Origin of the sequence: Salmonella enterica subsp. arizonae (assembly GCF_008692845.1) — a bacterium.
GTDB lineage: Bacteria > Pseudomonadota > Gammaproteobacteria > Enterobacterales > Enterobacteriaceae > Salmonella > Salmonella arizonae.
On sequence record NZ_VXJW01000009.1, the window covers coordinates 134,958 to 150,154 of the forward strand.

Below are 15,197 nucleotides of genomic sequence, written 5' to 3' on the forward strand. Positions count from 1 at the left end.
GTAGTGGGAACATTCGACAGGTTTAACGACCCCTTAATAGGGTGTGACTTCTATTCGCCAGAAACTTTAAAAAAACGTCCTTTTTAGTGGGGAAGCGTCTGTTCAGGCCATGGGGCGTTCTGACGTCCCTACATAGAGGTGATAATGGGGGAATAGCGGCACATTAGATGATCAAAAAATCTACAAACCTCACAGTTTATGGCTCAAATTTTATTGAAAATCCACCTTTTTGACTCAGATCAAATTCACCGATTTACTCCTGCGTAAAGTAACTGCGTTACATCAAATGTTATACAGGTATGTGTATGCCAGCAAAGCCCCGAACAAGTAAGACCGTTACGAAGAATATTCGTTTTTCCTATTCCATGCTTGAACAGATAGAATTCGCGTTAAAATCTGAGAAGACGCGAAATTTTTCAGCATGGGTAAAAGAGGCCTGTCGAGAGAAGTTATGTAATACTGGACATAAGCTGTAGCTATCGTCTTATACGAGAGGATGCGCCATTTTGAAAAGAAGAACGTGCTTGTATACCTCCTGCTTTTTTGCCGCTTTTGTCTCTTTACTGATATTTGCCTGGAGTGTAATAAGCTATCCTCTCTATGAATCAATAATAATTATTATCTTTTATATCTGGCTAATTTTGGTGCCTCTTTACCTTATTGTTTATGAGTGGCTCATGGGTTATCGTTAAATTTCATGGTTGCGTACCTGAAAAGTGATATTTCATATCTGTATTATAGGTCATTTTCGTAATAATATTATTTGTCAGGCGATGAGCGAGCGTTTGCGCATTTTGCATCGTTTTATCTTCAAAATTTTGCAGTAAGTGTTGCGCTTCTTTCGGATGCGACGCATACAATCTCAGATATGTCTGTTCCATCGTATGTTGCTGCTTAGCCGTTTGCTGTTCAAATGTTTTCCAGGCGTGTTGCACATCTGGCGCAAAAGCATTGTAGTCCTGCATAACCAGCGTTTGCAGCGTGCGAAATGTCCAGTAGGTAGAATCACTGCTCGCCCGATCGGTTCCTTTATCATATCCGGGCTGATAATGACGCATTCCCTGATAATAGGGGAGATACACGCTAAGGGATGGCATTCCATAGGCCACGTATTCTACTTCGCCTACGGCCTGTGGTAATCCCGGTCTGACCTGCAAGATATGCGACTCCTGAGTACGAAAAACGGATATGGGTCGCCATGGTTCTTGTGGGTGATGATTGGCATAAGGATCGTGCGGCGTGCCCTGATAGTGGTTGCGTAACGCGTTTTTTATTGCCTCCAGGTTAATTTTCGTCATTGGCGTTAAAAAAACGGGAAACGTTTCCCCTTTGCTAACGGCAGTATCCAGATGTGGATTAAACTGGTGCTGTAGCGTCCAGACACGCGGATAATTATAGGTGATATCGATTTTGTTATCCTGCGAATAGGCTTGATGGAAGTCGAATTCGCCGTGGGCTGGATCATATAATCCCTGCTTTTTCGCAAAGCTGACTAATGTCGGCGACGCCATATAATTCGCTTTATCATTTGGATCGTAACGGCGTAAACGTCCCTGATTTGCGGAAACGAAATATTTATCTGCTGGAAGTCGTACCGCCAGCCATTGATGGCCACTTCCCGTCTCCAGATACCATATCTCTTTAGTATCAATAAAAGCGACGCCGAAACCTTCGCCCGCGCCTTTTTGTTCAATAATGTCGCCCAGTAATTTGGCGCCCTGACGTGCCGAATGCGCCACTGGCAGGATCACTGTCTGAATGGCGTCTTCAGTAATTCCCGTTTTTGTTACGTAAGGATCGGCAGCCAGTGCCGCGCTGCCGTTATAAATGGTTTCCGTTGCGCTCATTCCGACGCCCGCCGAATTGAAACCTGCTTCACCCATGGCGTTATCGTTAGTGTCAAAGTCATGAATCGCCGTATAGCGCATCGCTGTCTCAGGAAGCGGCCAACTAAAGTTGTTCCGGTGTGCTTTATACTCGCCTTGTTGATGAAACGAGATTGGATGGATAACCATATGCTTGGCGTTGTTCGCCGAGCCATCTTCGTTGCGCGCGATAATGAAGGAACCGTCAGCCGAAGCCTGATTGCCTACCAACAGGGTAGTGCAGGCGATGACTTTACCCAGACCCAGCAGCGTAACGGCGAATGCAAAATACAGTTTCATAAAAGCTCCTGAATAACGCGTTATGGGATAAATTGACCCTGGATTAGAAACCGAGAAAGTGATCGAGCCGGCAATATTCTTTGCCGACATACCTTATTTTCTCTTTATTGAGGTTGTATTGATAACAACAGCCCTGCAGCAGGGAAGGGAAAATACAGGCCGTACTGACGTCAGCTTTCAACCGTTATCAGGCAGACGAACCGAAAAGATATTGTGTTTATCGGCATAGAGGTAAGACGCAGAGCCGCCGTGCAACATTGCAATCGCGTTAACCAGCGATAATCCCAGACCAAAACCGGTGGTGTGGCGGGCATTATCTCCTCGCCAAAAACGCCTGAAAAGTTTGCCCGGATCGGCGGCAGGGTTTCCCGGATTAGCGACCCGAATTTCCGCAGCGTTATTATCATAAGCGCTTTCAATACGTATCACGGCGTTTTCATTAGAATACCGGATGGCATTCGTCAAGAGGTTTGAAAGCACTCTTTGTAATAATATTTTATCAGCCCACACCGTTCCCTGACATTGACTTATAAAACGGATGCGCTTCTCCTCGGCAAGAGGACTAAGATAATCGAGCATATTTTCGACCAGCGCATTTAGCGGAACAGGTTGTTTTTTTACCGCTATATTCTGGTGCTCCACGCGCGCCAGAAAGAGAATATTTTCTGTCAGTCGCGACAGTCCCTCCAGCTCTTCAATATTATCGACAAGGGCTTGTTGATACTCTTCGATGCTGCGTTCCTGACTCAACATCACCTGATTTTTCCCCAATAGAATATTGACCGGCGTGCGCAGCTCGTGCGCTAGATCGTCGGCAAATTGGTTCAGGCGTCCAAAATCGTCGGAAAGCTTCTGGCGCATGATATTTAGCGCTTGCCCAAGCGGCCTTAGCTCGACGGGCAACGCCTGTTCCGCCAGTGGCTGGCGGAGTGTGCCACTATCTGTCGCCGCGGTGAGCCGGCTGAGCGACGTAATGGCTCGTAATCCATTTCTAATGACCAACGGACTGAGCGCCGAACAGACGATGATCGCAATAAGACTTATCAGTAAACTGTTGTGACGATATTGCTCCAGCATTTGTCGCCTTTCCGTCGCCAGCCTGGCAATGGTCAGGGTCAACGGGTAATCGCCGCTTCTGCCGATGATCCGTACTGCGGTCAGCTCCGTTCCTCGTACCGTCTGGCGAAATAAGGTTTCGCGGGTTATGTTTTTAACGAGCGGAATCATGTTCAGGCGTTCATTGGGGATGCCGCTATGGTTAATCGCAACACTGTGATCTGATGGTGAATTAATCAACAAGATATCCTGTTTCGTATCCACCATCCGGTTAAAATAGAGCGGCAGATTTTCCGGTCTGGCGCCATCCAGCAACAGTTGCTGCATTTGCGCCGCCCGGTTTATTAGCGTCATATCATCCCGATATGTTAATTCTTTGCTCAACGCTCTATAAAGCGTCCAGCTAATGCCGGTGCAGGCGAGGATAAGTATGGCGATAAAAGAAATTGTCAGGCGCAGCGTCATTGATAATTTAACCATTTTGCGATGCTTCCGCCTGTAATCGATAACCCATCCCCCGGACGGTCGTAATGAGCTTCTTTTCAAACGGATCGTCTACTTTGGCGCGAAGCCGACGAATCGCGACATCAACGGTATTAGTTTCACTGTCAAAATTGATCCCCCATACTTCGCTGGCTATCGCGGTTCGGGGCACGATTTCTCCTGCCCTGGACGCCAGTAGCCAGAGGAGCAGAAATTCTTTGCGGGTCAGGGAAATCGGTTTTTTATTTCGCGACACCGATTGCCTGGTGGCATCCATGTCCAGACCATTGATCGACAGTCGGGTAAAGACAGAGACGTGCTGTCTGAGTTGCGCTCTCACCCTGGCCAGCAGTTCAGCGAAGGAAAAAGGCTTAACAAGGTAATCATTGGCGCCCGCCTCAAGACCTTTGACGCGATCCTCAACCGAGTCGCGCGCCGTCAGGTAAATAACCGGGGTCTGGTGCGCTGTACGTAACGCGCGCAAAACCTGCCATCCATCAAGTCCGGGTAGCATAATATCAAGAATAATCAATGAATAATGTTCCCGAAGGGCCAGGCGCAATCCGTCTCGTCCATCACAAGCATAATCAACCACATAGCCTGCTTCAGTGAGTCCCTGACGTACCCACTCAATAGTTTTCTGGTTATCTTCAATCAATAAAATCTTCATCAACGCAGTATGCCATATGCTTTTTAGCGAGTCCGGAAATGCCTCACCAGGATGACACAATTGTAATGTCCGTGTAAGGTTAACCCTGGCGACACCATATATATTTTTCTACATCAATACCGTAAAGGAGAGAAACATGAAACGATATATACTGGCTAGCGCGATAGCATCTCTTGTTGCAGCCCCGGCAATGGCGCTGGCCGCTGGAAACAATATCCTCAGCGTACATATTCTTGATCAGCAAACCGGCAAACCGGCGCCCGGCGTGGAGGTCGTACTGGAGCAGAAAAAGGATAACGGATGGGCGCAATTAAATACCGGGCATACTGACCAGGATGGACGTATTAAAGCGCTGTGGCCCGAAAAACCTGCCGCGCCGGGCGATTACCGCGTTGTTTTTAAAACAGGACATTATTTTGAAAGTAAAAAACTGGATACCTTTTTCCCGGAGATTCCCGTCGAGTTTCATATCAGCAAAACGAACGAGCACTATCATGTGCCGCTGCTATTAAGTCAGTATGGTTATTCAACCTACCGCGGCAGTTAATTCACGTTTTATTAAATGCCGCGATTTATGGCAAGCAGACCGCGCGGTGGCAATAAAAATCTTCAGAGTATCGAGCACTATCCCCCAGGCGGTGGTTATCCCGCCTGGGGCATGAGCGGTGATTAAACCGGCGCTTCCATCTCAAGCCTGACCGGATGAAAACGGCGTTTGAAATAAATCAGGCCATGCCCATCCTGGCTAAGGATAATATTTTTGATTGCCACCAGATACACCAGATGCGTACCGATGGTTTGCACATCGCTGATTTCGCCTTCAAGACCGGCTAGCGCGCCATTAAGTACCGGCTGGCCCAGCGGCCCGCTTTGCCAACATGGCTGGTGAAAACGGTCCTCCATCGCCATCCCCGTCATACCGGCAAAGTGGCGCGCCATCAGCTCCTGCTCATGGTTAAGCACATTAATGCATAGCCTGCCGTTGCCCTGAAAAACGGGATTCATGGCGCTATTGGCATTAATACATACCATCACGGAGGGCGGCGTATCCGTGACGGAGCATACCGCTGTTGCGGTGATGCCGCAGCGTCCGGCGTGACCTGCTGTGGTTACAATGTTGACCGCTGCCGCCAGACTCGCCATCGCATCGCGAAAACGCAGACGTTGTTCATCTACTTGCATGAGAATCTCCTGCCGCGTTATTTCAGCAGCTTATCCAGTTGATTGATATCGTCGTTATTGTGCAAATGCGAAACCGTCCAGCCATTCTGATCGTATTCGGAGAGGCAGCGATCGACCATCGCCATCATTTTATCCATATTGCCGGAGCTCTGAGCCTGACGCAGGCACTGCAGACGAATTTCATCCTGGCTGCCAGAGTAGTTAATCTCGTAGAGCTCGTGACGGCCGCCGAACTCGCTGCCGATGGCATCCCACATCAATTTAAGGATTTTGATGCGCTCAACATGGTCCATGCCGTTAGAGCCGCGTACGTATTTCGCCAGGTACTGGTCGATTTGCGGGTTATTCAGATCGCGGGCGCTGGAGGGCAGGTAAATCAGGCCGCTGGTAACGTTACGTTCAATAATATTTTTAATTTTCGCATAGGCCATTGGCGCCATCACACGATAGGTTTGCAGCGCGGCATGGTCCGGTAGCCAGGCGCCGTTTACCCACGGGGTCGCTTCAGAACACATGGAATCGCTCAATGCCCAGAACATATTGCGCCAGGCCACTACTTCGCCGAGATCGGCCTGCACGCCCCGGAACTCCACGGTGCCCGTACATTCGAGTGATTTTTTCAGCAGAGCGGTAATAAAATCAAGTTTAACCGCCAGACGAACACAGGCTTGCAGGGGATACATACGAGCAAAGCCGCCTTCCATCGTCCAGCGACGGCAACGATCGAAGTCACGGTAAATTAACACATTTTCCCAAGGAATCAGTACCTTATCCATCACCAGAATGGCATCGTTTTCATCAAAGCGGCTGGAGAGAGGATAATCAAACGGCGAGCCCGTAGCGCCCGCGACCATTTCATACGAGGCGCGCGAAATCAGTTTTACGCCTTCGGCATCCATTGGCGCGACAAACATCAGGGCAAAATCCGGGTTTTCACCCATGACCTGGGCTGAGCCGAAACCAATCATGTTGTAGTGAGTCAGGGCGGAGTTAGTGGCGACGACTTTCGCCCCGCTGACGATGATCCCGGCGTCGGTCTCTTTTTCCAGCTTGATGTAAACGTCTTTCACTTCGTCAGCAGGTTTATGACGGTCGATCGGCGGGTTGACGATAGCATGGTTAAAGTAGAGGCCGGTCTCCTGAATACGGGTGTACCAGTTGCGGGCGTTCTGTTCAAACTGGCCATAGAAGGCTGGGTTGGCGCCCAGAGCGCAGCCAAAGGCGGCTTTGTAATCCGGTGTGCGCCCCATCCAGCCGTAACTCAGGCGCGACCATTCGGCGATAGCATCACGTTGTTGACGCAGATCGTCTGCGCTTTTCGCCACGCGGAAAAATTTATGTGTATAGCCGCCGCTGCCAGTATCGGTATTCCAGCACAGGGTATCTTGCATCGCCGGTTTATGTAATGCGTCATACAGTTGCGCCACCGACGCTGCGGCATTGCGGAATGCAGGGTGTGTCGTAACATCTTTAACGCGTTCGCCGTAAATATAAATTTCCCGCCCGTCCTGCAGGCTTTTTAAATACTCTTCGCCAGTCAACGGACGCTTGTTATCAGTACGAAAATCTTCAGGTTTCATTGCGACCTCTTCCTCTTAATCGGAATGTTATTGTTAATAATATGTTTATTATTTGTTGTTTAATTGAATATGGAGAAGCGTAAACTGTGAAGAGACTTTCAGGACAACGGCCGGTACTTTTCAGATGAACGTCGAAGAAGAAGAGTAAAATGCGATCGCCGTCAACGTTATAAGCGGGAGGGGCTCCCCGCGTCGGCGGCGTGGGGAGGTGAGAATGCTATGCTTCCTCATCGCCATCAGGATGCTGGCGTCCCAGGGCAATAAGATCGTCCAGCAGCAACATCAATTTTTGCGTTTTTTCAGGCGTAAAATCGGCCTCAATTTTTCGATAAGCCTCTTCTACCTGCGTCCGGGCACGGGCGTACAACGTTTGTCCCTGCTCCGTCAACATGACATATAACTTACGCTGATCGTTAACCGGCTTTAGTCGCAACACCAGCCCGTCCCGCTCCATGCGCGTCAATATTCCGGTCAGACTAGGACGCAAAATGCAGGTACGAAAGGCCAGATCGTGAAAATCCATTGATGGACTATCGGCCAGTATCCGCACAATGCGCCATTGCTGGTCGGTCAGATTGTGGCTTTTAACGATGGGGCGGAAATAGGTCATTGCCGCTTCGCGCGCCTGAAGCAATGCGATGGTTAATGAATCATGCATAAGCGATTCTCTTTTGCAGAATTATTAATACCTGAATAATCGTGTATACCGATGTTAACTATGAAACCTGTTTTGCGATTAGAGTTTATCAGAAATAAGGGTTTTTTATTAATTATTTGATATTTATATATTTTAAAATAGATTTGTGAAAATATTGTTAATCTCATCACAAATATTTTACTCCGGCTTGCTAAATGTACAGCGAAAGCATAAATCTAATCATTAATATATTAATGAAATCACAGCCCGTTAAATCGGCCTGAGGAGTTTATGTATGAAGGGTACTGTTTTCGCCGTTGCGTTAAACCATCGCAGCCAGCTTGATGCCTGGCGAGAAGCTTTCTCTCAACCTCCCTATAATGCGCCGCCTAAAACTGCGGTGTGGTTTATCAAGCCGCGTAATACGGTGATTCGCCACGGCGAACCGATTCCTTATCCGCAGGGAGAGAAGGTACTAAGCGGCGCGACAGTGGCGCTCATTGTGGGAAAAACCGCCAGCCGGGTACGCCCTGAAGCGGCGGCGGACTATATCGCCGGCTATGCACTGGCTAATGAAGTCAGTCTGCCGGAAGAGAGCTTTTATCGCCCGGCGATTAAAGCGAAATGTCGCGATGGCTTTTGCCCGCTGGGTGAAATGGCGCCGCTGAGTGATGTGGATAATCTCACCATTATCACTGAAATCAACGGGCGAGAAGCTGACCACTGGAATACTGACGATTTGCAGCGTAGCGCCGCACAACTGCTTAGCGCATTAAGTGAGTTCGCTACGCTTAACCCTGGCGATGCGATTTTACTTGGCACGCCGCAGAATCGCGTTGCGCTGCGTCCGGGCGATCGGGTGCGTATTCTGGCGAAAGGTTTGCCTGCACTGGAAAATCCGGTTGTCGCAGAAGAAGAATTCGCGCGCCACCAGACTTTTACGTGGCCGCTGTCAGCGACGGGAACGTTATTCGCGCTGGGCCTGAACTACGCCGATCACGCCAGTGAGCTGGCATTTACGCCGCCGAAAGAACCGCTGGTATTTATCAAAGCGCCAAACACCTTTACCGGACATAACCAAACGTCGGTGCGTCCGGACAACGTTGAATATATGCACTACGAAGCCGAGCTGGTGGTGGTGATTGGCAAAACGGCGCGTAAGGTAAGCGAAGCCGAAGCAATGGAGTATGTGGCCGGTTACACCGTCTGTAACGACTACGCGATCCGCGACTATCTGGAAAACTACTATCGCCCGAATCTACGGGTAAAAAGCCGCGACGGTCTGACGCCGATAGGCCCGTGGATTGTCGATAAAGAGGCGATTTCTGATCCGCACAACCTGACGCTCCGCACCTTCGTCAACGGCGAGCTGCGCCAGGAAGGGACGACCGCCGATCTGATTTTCAGCATCCCGTTCCTGATTGCTTACCTGAGCGAATTTATGACGTTGCAACCGGGCGACATGATTGCCACCGGTACGCCGAAAGGGCTGTCCGATGTGGTGCCGGGGGATGAAGTTGTCGTTGAAGTAGAAGGCGTGGGTCGCCTGGTTAACCGAATCGTCAGTGAGGAGAGTGCAAAATGAAGAAGATAAATCATTGGATTAACGGCAAAAACGTGGCAGGTAACGACTACTTCCAGACCACCAACCCGGCGACCGGTGACGTGCTGGCGGAAGTAGCCTCCGGCGGTGAAGCAGAAGTGAACCAGGCTGTCGCGGCGGCAAAAGACGCCTTCCCGAAGTGGGCCAATCTGCCGATGAAAGAGCGTGCTCGCCTGATGCGACGCCTCGGCGACTTGATAGACCAGAACGTGCCGGAAATCGCGGCGATGGAAACCGCCGACACCGGTCTGCCTATTCACCAGACCAAAAACGTGCTGATCCCGCGCGCCTCGCATAACTTCGAATTCTTCGCCGAAGTGTGCCAGCAGATGAACGGCAAGACCTATCCGGTTGACGATAAAATGCTCAACTATACGCTGGTGCAGCCAGTCGGCGTATGCGCGCTGGTATCGCCGTGGAACGTGCCGTTTATGACCGCCACCTGGAAAGTTGCGCCGTGCCTGGCGCTGGGTAACACCGCGGTACTCAAAATGTCCGAACTGTCGCCGTTGACTGCCGACAGGCTGGGCGAACTGGCGCTGGAGGCGGGAATACCGGCAGGCGTGCTCAACGTGGTTCAGGGCTACGGCGCGACGGCGGGCGATGCGTTGGTGCGCCATCATGACGTGCGTGCGGTCTCCTTTACCGGCGGCACCGCCACCGGGCGCAATATCATGAAAAATGCCGGCCTGAAAAAATATTCGATGGAACTGGGCGGTAAATCACCGGTGCTGATTTTTGACGATGCCGACATTGAGCGGGCGCTGGATGCAGCGCTGTTCACTATTTTCTCTATCAACGGCGAACGCTGCACCGCCGGATCGCGCATCTTTATCCAGCAGAGCATTTACCCTGAGTTCGTGAAGCGCTTTGCCGAACGCGCGAATCGCCTGCGTGTCGGCGACCCGACCGACCCTAACACCCAGGTTGGCGCGTTGATTAGCCAACAACACTGGGAGAAAGTCTCCGGTTATATTCGCCTCGGCATTGAAGAGGGTGCAACGCTGCTGGCGGGCGGCGCGGAAAAACCCACCGATCTGCCTGCGCATCTGAAAGGCGGCAACTTCCTGCGTCCAACCGTGCTGGCGGATGTCGACAACCGCATGCGCGTGGCGCAGGAAGAGATTTTTGGACCCGTCGCCTGCTTGTTGCCATTCAAAGACGAAGCGGAAGGACTGCGTCTGGCTAACGATGTGGAGTACGGTCTGGCCTCTTATATCTGGACCCAGGACGTCAGCAAAGTATTGCGCCTGGCGCGTGGGATTGAAGCCGGAATGGTATTCGTCAACACCCAGAATGTCCGCGACCTGCGCCAACCGTTCGGCGGCGTGAAAGCCTCCGGCACCGGACGAGAAGGCGGCGAATATAGCTTCGAAGTGTTTGCGGAAATGAAAAACGTCTGCATCTCAATGGGCGGCCATCCTATCCCAAAATGGGGAGTCTGATATGGGCAAGTTAGCGTTAGCAGCAAAAATCACCCACGTACCGTCAATGTATCTTTCTGAACTGCCTGGAAAAAATTACGGCTGTCGTCAGGCTGCCATCGATGGACATATCGAGATTGGCAAGCGTTGTCGCGAAATGGGCGTCGACACCATTATTGTGTTCGACACCCACTGGCTGGTGAACAGCGCCTACCACATTAACTGTGCCGACCATTTCCAGGGGGTCTATACCAGCAACGAACTGCCGCACTTTATTCGCGACATGACCTATGACTATGACGGCAATCCGGAGCTGGGGCACCTTATCGCTGACGAAGCGGTCAAGCTCGGCGTGCGCGCCAAAGCGCACAACATCCCAAGCCTGAAGCTGGAGTACGGCACTCTGGTGCCGATGCGCTATATGAACAGCGACAAGCACTTCAAAGTGGTTTCCATCTCGGCGTTCTGCACCGTTCATGACTTTGCCGACAGTCGCAAGCTGGGGGAAGCGATCCTTAAGGCGATTGAGAAATATGACGGCACCGTAGCGGTGTTCGCCAGCGGTTCTCTGTCGCACCGTTTTATTGACGACCAGCGGGCGGAAGAGGGGATGAACAGCTACACCCGCGAGTTCGATCATCAGATGGACGAACGCGTGGTCAAGCTGTGGCGCGAGGGGAAATTCAAGGAGTTCTGCACCATGCTGCCGGAGTACGCCGACTACTGCTACGGCGAAGGCAACATGCATGACACGGTAATGCTGCTGGGAATGCTGGGCTGGGACAAATACGACGGCAAGGTAGAATTTATCACCGACCTGTTCGCCAGCTCCGGGACCGGGCAGGTTAACGCCGTTTTCCCACTGCCTGCGTAAGGAAAGTTTATGCCGCATTTTATTGCTGAATGTACTGAAAATATCCGCGAGCAGGCTGATTTACCCGGCCTGTTCAGCAAGGTGAACGATGCGCTGGCCGCCACTGGTATTTTCCCGATGGGCGGCATCCGTAGCCGCGCCCACTGGCTGGACACCTGGCAGATGGCTGATGATAAGCACGATTACGCCTTCGTGCATATGACGCTGAAAATCGGCGCCGGACGCAGCCTGGAAAGCCGTCAGGACGTGGGCGAAATGCTGTTTGGGCTGATTAAAGCCCATTTCGCCGCCCTGATGAAGAGCCGTTATCTGGCGCTGTCGTTTGAGATTGCCGAGTTACATCCGACGCTCAATTACAAACAAAACAACGTACACGCGTTATTTAAATAGCGTGCAAATTGCCCGGCTGGAAACCGTAGGCCGGATAAGCGAAGCGCCATCTGGTAATGCAATGTCACAGGAATCACTATGCTCGATAAACAGACCCATACCCTGATCGCCCAGCGACTTAATCAGGCTGAAAAACAGCGTGAACAGATTCGCGCAGTGTCGTTGGATTATCCAAATATCACGATTGAAGATGCCTATGCCGTACAGCGCGAATGGGTCAATATCAAGATTGCCGAAGGGCGTACGCTCAAAGGCCATAAAATCGGCCTGACCTCAAAAGCGATGCAGGCTAGCTCGCAAATCAGCGAACCGGATTACGGCGCGCTGCTTGATGACATGTTCTTCCATGACGGCGGCGATATCCCCACGGATCGTTTTATCGTCCCGCGTATTGAAGTGGAGCTGGCGTTCGTGTTGGCGAAACCGCTGCGCGGCCCCAACTGCACGTTGTTCGACGTCTACAACGCGACTGACTATGTGATTCCGGCGCTGGAACTGATTGATGCCCGCAGCCACAACATCGACCCGGAAACCCAGCGTCCGCGTAAGGTGTTTGACACCATTTCCGACAACGCCGCTAATGCCGGTGTGATCCTCGGTGGTCGTCCCATCAAGCCAGATGAGCTGGATCTGCGCTGGATCTCCGCGCTGCTCTATCGCAACGGCGTGATCGAAGAGACCGGCGTCGCCGCAGGCGTTCTGAATCATCCGGCCAATGGCGTGGCGTGGCTGGCGAACAAACTCGCCCCCTACGATGTTCAGTTGGAAGCGGGACAGATCATACTCGGCGGCTCGTTTACCCGCCCGGTACCAGCGCGCAAGGGCGACACCTTTCACGTCGACTACGGCAACATGGGTGCGATCAGTTGCCGGTTTGTGTAAGGAAAAAACAATGAAAAATGCTTTCAAAGACGCGTTAAAAGCGGGGCGTCCGCAAATCGGTTTGTGGCTGGGGCTTGCCAACAGTTACAGCGCCGAACTGGTGGCGGGCGCCGGCTTCGACTGGCTGCTAATTGACGGCGAACACGCGCCAAATAATGTGCAGACGGTGTTGACTCAGTTGCAGGCGATTGCGCCATACCCCAGCCAGCCTGTAGTGCGTCCATCATGGAACGATCCGGTGCAGATTAAGCAACTGCTCGACGTCGGCGCGCAAACTCTGCTGGTGCCGATGGTGCAGAACGCCGATGAAGCGCGAGACGCCGTGGCGGCTACGCGTTATCCACCTGCCGGTATTCGCGGCGTGGGCAGCGCTCTGGCTCGGGCGTCACGCTGGAACCGCATTCCGGACTATCTCCACGAGGCCAACGACGCCATGTGCGTACTGGTACAGATTGAAACGCGTGAGGCGATGAGCAATCTGGCGTCAATCCTCGACGTGGACGGCATCGACGGCGTGTTTATCGGCCCGGCGGATCTTAGCGCCGATATGGGCTTTGCCGGAAACCCGCAGCACCCGGCAGTGCAGGCGGCAATTGAGAACGCCATCGTGCAGATACGCGCGGCGGGGAAAGCGCCGGGGATTCTGATGGCCAATGAAGCACTGGCGAAACGTTATCTGGAACTGGGGGCGCTATTTGTCGCCGTTGGCGTTGACACCACGCTGCTGGCGCGCGGAGCGGAGGCGCTGGCGGCGCGCTTTGGCGCAGAAAAAAAGCTGTCCGGTGCGTCCGGCGTCTATTAAGCCCGGCCCGGTAAGCGCAGCGCTACCGGGCAACCGTAGTACCCTATAAAAATTCCCATCAGAGGAAAAAAAATGAGCGACACATCATCTGCACTTCCGGAAAGCCCCGAGTCTGTCAGTTCGCACAACGCGCTCAGCACGGGTCAACAAACCGTCATAAATAAACTGTTCCGCCGACTGATCGTATTTTTATTCGTGTTGTTTATCTTCTCGTTTTTAGACCGTATCAACATCGGTTTTGCCGGGTTGACTATGGGGCAGGATCTGGGGTTAAGCGCCACCATGTTTGGTCTTGCCACGACGCTGTTTTACGCCACCTACGTCATTTTCGGCATTCCCAGCAACGTGATGTTGAGCATCGTCGGCGCGCGTCGCTGGATTGCGACCATTATGGTGCTATGGGGCATTGCCTCTACCGCCACGATGTTCGCGGTGGGGCCGAAAAGCCTGTATGTGCTGCGAATGCTGGTGGGCATTACCGAAGCAGGCTTTTTGCCAGGCATATTGCTCTATTTAACCTATTGGTTCCCGGCATTTTTCCGCGCCCGCGCCAACGCATTATTTATGATTGCCATGCCAGCCACTACCGCGCTGGGTTCGATTGTCTCAGGCTATATTTTATCGCTGGACGGCATATTCAATCTGCATGGATGGCAGTGGTTATTCCTGCTGGAAGGGTTCCCGTCAGTGTTGTTAGGCATTATGGTCTGGTTTTATCTGGATGATACCCCGGCAAAAGCTAAATGGCTGACGACAGAGGATAAAAAATGTTTGCAGGAAATGAGGGATAATGACCGCCTGACGCTGGTTCAGCCGGAAGGGGCCATCAGTCATAACGCCATGCAACAGCGTAGTCTTTGGCGCGAGGTATTCACGCCAATTGTACTGATGTATACGCTGGCCTATTTTTGCCTTACCAATACGCTTAGCGCCATTAGTATCTGGACGCCGCAAATCCTGAAAAGTTTTAATGAAAGTAGCAGCAATATCACTATCGGCCTGCTGGCGGCGATCCCGCAGATCTGTACTATTCTGGGCATGATTTACTGGAGCCGTCATTCGGACAAACATCAGGAGCGTAAACATCACACCGCGCTGCCGTTTCTGTTTGCCGCCGCGGGCTGGCTGCTGGCATCGGCGACCGACCATAACCTGATCCAGCTATTGGGGATCGTGATGGCGTCCACCGGCTCCTTTAGCGCGATGGCGATCTTCTGGACTACGCCGGATCAGTCGATCAGTTTACGCGCCAGGGCGATAGGTATTGCGGTAATCAATGCTACCGGCAATATTGGCTCCGCGCTCAGCCCATTTATGATTGGCTGGCTAAAAGATATCACCGGTAGCTTCAATAGCGGACTCTGGTTTGTCGCTTCTCTGTTAGTCGTCGGCGCCGCCATTATCTGGCTAATTCCAATGAAAGTATCGCGTCCGCGCGCCACCCCCTGA

16 protein-coding genes are annotated in these 15,197 nt (G+C 52.0%); 9 read left to right on the plus strand and 7 right to left on the minus strand.

Annotation, left to right across the window (positions count from 1 at the left end; all coding sequences use genetic code 11):
* Positions 1-305: 305 nt before the first annotated feature.
* A complete protein-coding gene (locus tag F4V61_RS16870; protein WP_001111006.1) occupies positions 306-476 on the plus strand; it encodes a YlcI/YnfO family protein in 171 nt (56 codons plus the stop codon).
* Positions 477-484: 8 nt separating this feature from the next.
* Here the strand turns inward: F4V61_RS16870 and F4V61_RS16875 are convergent, their stop codons facing one another.
* The 4 genes from F4V61_RS16875 to hprR all read right to left on the minus strand — a co-directional run bounded on the left by F4V61_RS16875 (position 485) and on the right by hprR (position 4,374).
* A complete protein-coding gene (locus F4V61_RS16875) occupies positions 485-586 on the minus strand; it encodes a hypothetical protein (RefSeq protein WP_048908608.1) in 102 nt (33 codons plus the stop codon).
* A 109-nt stretch (positions 587-695) separates the two neighbouring features.
* Positions 696-2,165: a C69 family dipeptidase gene (locus F4V61_RS16880; protein ID WP_038396228.1), complete on the minus strand. Its 1,470-nt coding sequence runs from the start codon at positions 2,163-2,165 to the stop codon at positions 696-698.
* Between the two features lie 177 nt (positions 2,166-2,342).
* On the minus strand, positions 2,343-3,701 hold the full coding sequence (locus tag F4V61_RS16885; RefSeq protein WP_058345507.1) for a heavy metal sensor histidine kinase: 1,359 nt from the start codon (positions 3,699-3,701) through the stop codon (positions 2,343-2,345).
* Complete coding sequence (gene hprR / locus F4V61_RS16890) at positions 3,694-4,374, minus strand: response regulator transcription factor HprR (RefSeq protein ID WP_141029326.1); 681 nt, start codon at positions 4,372-4,374, stop codon at positions 3,694-3,696. Before hprR ends, F4V61_RS16885 begins: the two co-directional genes overlap by 8 nt.
* 136 nt (positions 4,375-4,510) lie before the next feature.
* Between hprR and hiuH the strand changes: the two genes are divergently transcribed.
* Positions 4,511-4,921, plus strand: coding sequence for a hydroxyisourate hydrolase (gene hiuH / locus F4V61_RS16895; RefSeq protein ID WP_000833177.1), 411 nt, complete (start codon positions 4,511-4,513; stop codon positions 4,919-4,921).
* Positions 4,922-5,043: 122 nt separating this feature from the next.
* Here the strand turns inward: hiuH and F4V61_RS16900 are convergent, their stop codons facing one another.
* The 3 genes from F4V61_RS16900 to hpaR all read right to left on the minus strand — a co-directional run bounded on the left by F4V61_RS16900 (position 5,044) and on the right by hpaR (position 7,794).
* On the minus strand, positions 5,044-5,556 hold the full coding sequence (locus F4V61_RS16900) for a 4-hydroxyphenylacetate 3-monooxygenase reductase subunit (protein ID WP_001195553.1): 513 nt from the start codon (positions 5,554-5,556) through the stop codon (positions 5,044-5,046).
* A 17-nt stretch (positions 5,557-5,573) separates the two neighbouring features.
* A complete protein-coding gene (gene hpaB, locus F4V61_RS16905) occupies positions 5,574-7,136 on the minus strand; it encodes a 4-hydroxyphenylacetate 3-monooxygenase, oxygenase component (protein WP_000801489.1) in 1,563 nt (520 codons plus the stop codon).
* Between the two features lie 217 nt (positions 7,137-7,353).
* A complete protein-coding gene (gene hpaR / locus F4V61_RS16910; RefSeq protein ID WP_000543919.1) occupies positions 7,354-7,794 on the minus strand; it encodes a homoprotocatechuate degradation operon regulator HpaR in 441 nt (146 codons plus the stop codon).
* Between the two features lie 274 nt (positions 7,795-8,068).
* Here hpaR and hpaG point away from each other — a divergent pair, with 274 nt between their 5' ends.
* From hpaG to hpaX, 7 genes are all read left to right on the plus strand, one after another.
* Entirely contained in the window at positions 8,069-9,358 is a 1,290-nt protein-coding gene (gene hpaG, locus F4V61_RS16920; protein WP_079781542.1) for a 4-hydroxyphenylacetate degradation bifunctional isomerase/decarboxylase, read from the plus strand.
* A complete protein-coding gene (gene hpaE, locus F4V61_RS16925; RefSeq protein WP_000723517.1) occupies positions 9,355-10,821 on the plus strand; it encodes a 5-carboxymethyl-2-hydroxymuconate semialdehyde dehydrogenase in 1,467 nt (488 codons plus the stop codon). Before hpaG ends, hpaE begins: the two co-directional genes overlap by 4 nt.
* Position 10,822: 1 nt before the next feature.
* Positions 10,823-11,674, plus strand: coding sequence for a 3,4-dihydroxyphenylacetate 2,3-dioxygenase (gene hpaD / locus F4V61_RS16930; protein WP_020898654.1), 852 nt, complete (start codon positions 10,823-10,825; stop codon positions 11,672-11,674).
* A 9-nt stretch (positions 11,675-11,683) separates the two neighbouring features.
* On the plus strand, positions 11,684-12,064 hold the full coding sequence (locus F4V61_RS16935) for a 5-carboxymethyl-2-hydroxymuconate Delta-isomerase (RefSeq protein WP_001119846.1): 381 nt from the start codon (positions 11,684-11,686) through the stop codon (positions 12,062-12,064).
* A gap of 78 nt (positions 12,065-12,142) precedes the next feature.
* Positions 12,143-12,946, plus strand: a complete 804-nt coding sequence (hpaH, locus tag F4V61_RS16940; RefSeq protein WP_000884798.1) for a 2-oxo-hept-4-ene-1,7-dioate hydratase — start codon at positions 12,143-12,145, stop codon at positions 12,944-12,946.
* Between the two features lie 10 nt (positions 12,947-12,956).
* Positions 12,957-13,748 (plus strand): 4-hydroxy-2-oxoheptanedioate aldolase, encoded by a 792-nt coding sequence (hpaI, locus tag F4V61_RS16945; protein ID WP_000785079.1) that lies wholly within the window; start codon positions 12,957-12,959, stop codon positions 13,746-13,748.
* Positions 13,749-13,820: 72 nt separating this feature from the next.
* Positions 13,821-15,197, plus strand: coding sequence for a 4-hydroxyphenylacetate permease (hpaX, locus tag F4V61_RS16950; RefSeq protein WP_001285805.1), 1,377 nt, complete (start codon positions 13,821-13,823; stop codon positions 15,195-15,197).

What these genes read in the sequence shown, in the direction of transcription:
- F4V61_RS16870 (WP_001111006.1), top strand. Translation starts at nt 306, where the DNA reads ATGCCAGCAAAGCCCCGAACAAGTAAGACCGTTACGAAGAATATTCGT.
- F4V61_RS16880 (WP_038396228.1), bottom strand. Translation starts at nt 2,165, where the DNA reads ATGAAACTGTATTTTGCATTCGCCGTTACGCTGCTGGGTCTGGGTAAA.
- F4V61_RS16885 (WP_058345507.1), bottom strand. Translation starts at nt 3,701, where the DNA reads ATGGTTAAATTATCAATGACGCTGCGCCTGACAATTTCTTTTATCGCC.
- hprR (WP_141029326.1), bottom strand. Translation starts at nt 4,374, where the DNA reads ATGAAGATTTTATTGATTGAAGATAACCAGAAAACTATTGAGTGGGTA.
- hiuH (WP_000833177.1), top strand. Translation starts at nt 4,511, where the DNA reads ATGAAACGATATATACTGGCTAGCGCGATAGCATCTCTTGTTGCAGCC.
- F4V61_RS16900 (WP_001195553.1), bottom strand. Translation starts at nt 5,556, where the DNA reads ATGCAAGTAGATGAACAACGTCTGCGTTTTCGCGATGCGATGGCGAGT.
- hpaB (WP_000801489.1), bottom strand. Translation starts at nt 7,136, where the DNA reads ATGAAACCTGAAGATTTTCGTACTGATAACAAGCGTCCGTTGACTGGC.
- hpaR (WP_000543919.1), bottom strand. Translation starts at nt 7,794, where the DNA reads ATGCATGATTCATTAACCATCGCATTGCTTCAGGCGCGCGAAGCGGCA.
- hpaG (WP_079781542.1), top strand. Translation starts at nt 8,069, where the DNA reads ATGAAGGGTACTGTTTTCGCCGTTGCGTTAAACCATCGCAGCCAGCTT.
- hpaE (WP_000723517.1), top strand. Translation starts at nt 9,355, where the DNA reads ATGAAGAAGATAAATCATTGGATTAACGGCAAAAACGTGGCAGGTAAC.
- hpaD (WP_020898654.1), top strand. Translation starts at nt 10,823, where the DNA reads ATGGGCAAGTTAGCGTTAGCAGCAAAAATCACCCACGTACCGTCAATG.
- F4V61_RS16935 (WP_001119846.1), top strand. Translation starts at nt 11,684, where the DNA reads ATGCCGCATTTTATTGCTGAATGTACTGAAAATATCCGCGAGCAGGCT.
- hpaH (WP_000884798.1), top strand. Translation starts at nt 12,143, where the DNA reads ATGCTCGATAAACAGACCCATACCCTGATCGCCCAGCGACTTAATCAG.
- hpaI (WP_000785079.1), top strand. Translation starts at nt 12,957, where the DNA reads ATGAAAAATGCTTTCAAAGACGCGTTAAAAGCGGGGCGTCCGCAAATC.
- hpaX (WP_001285805.1), top strand. Translation starts at nt 13,821, where the DNA reads ATGAGCGACACATCATCTGCACTTCCGGAAAGCCCCGAGTCTGTCAGT.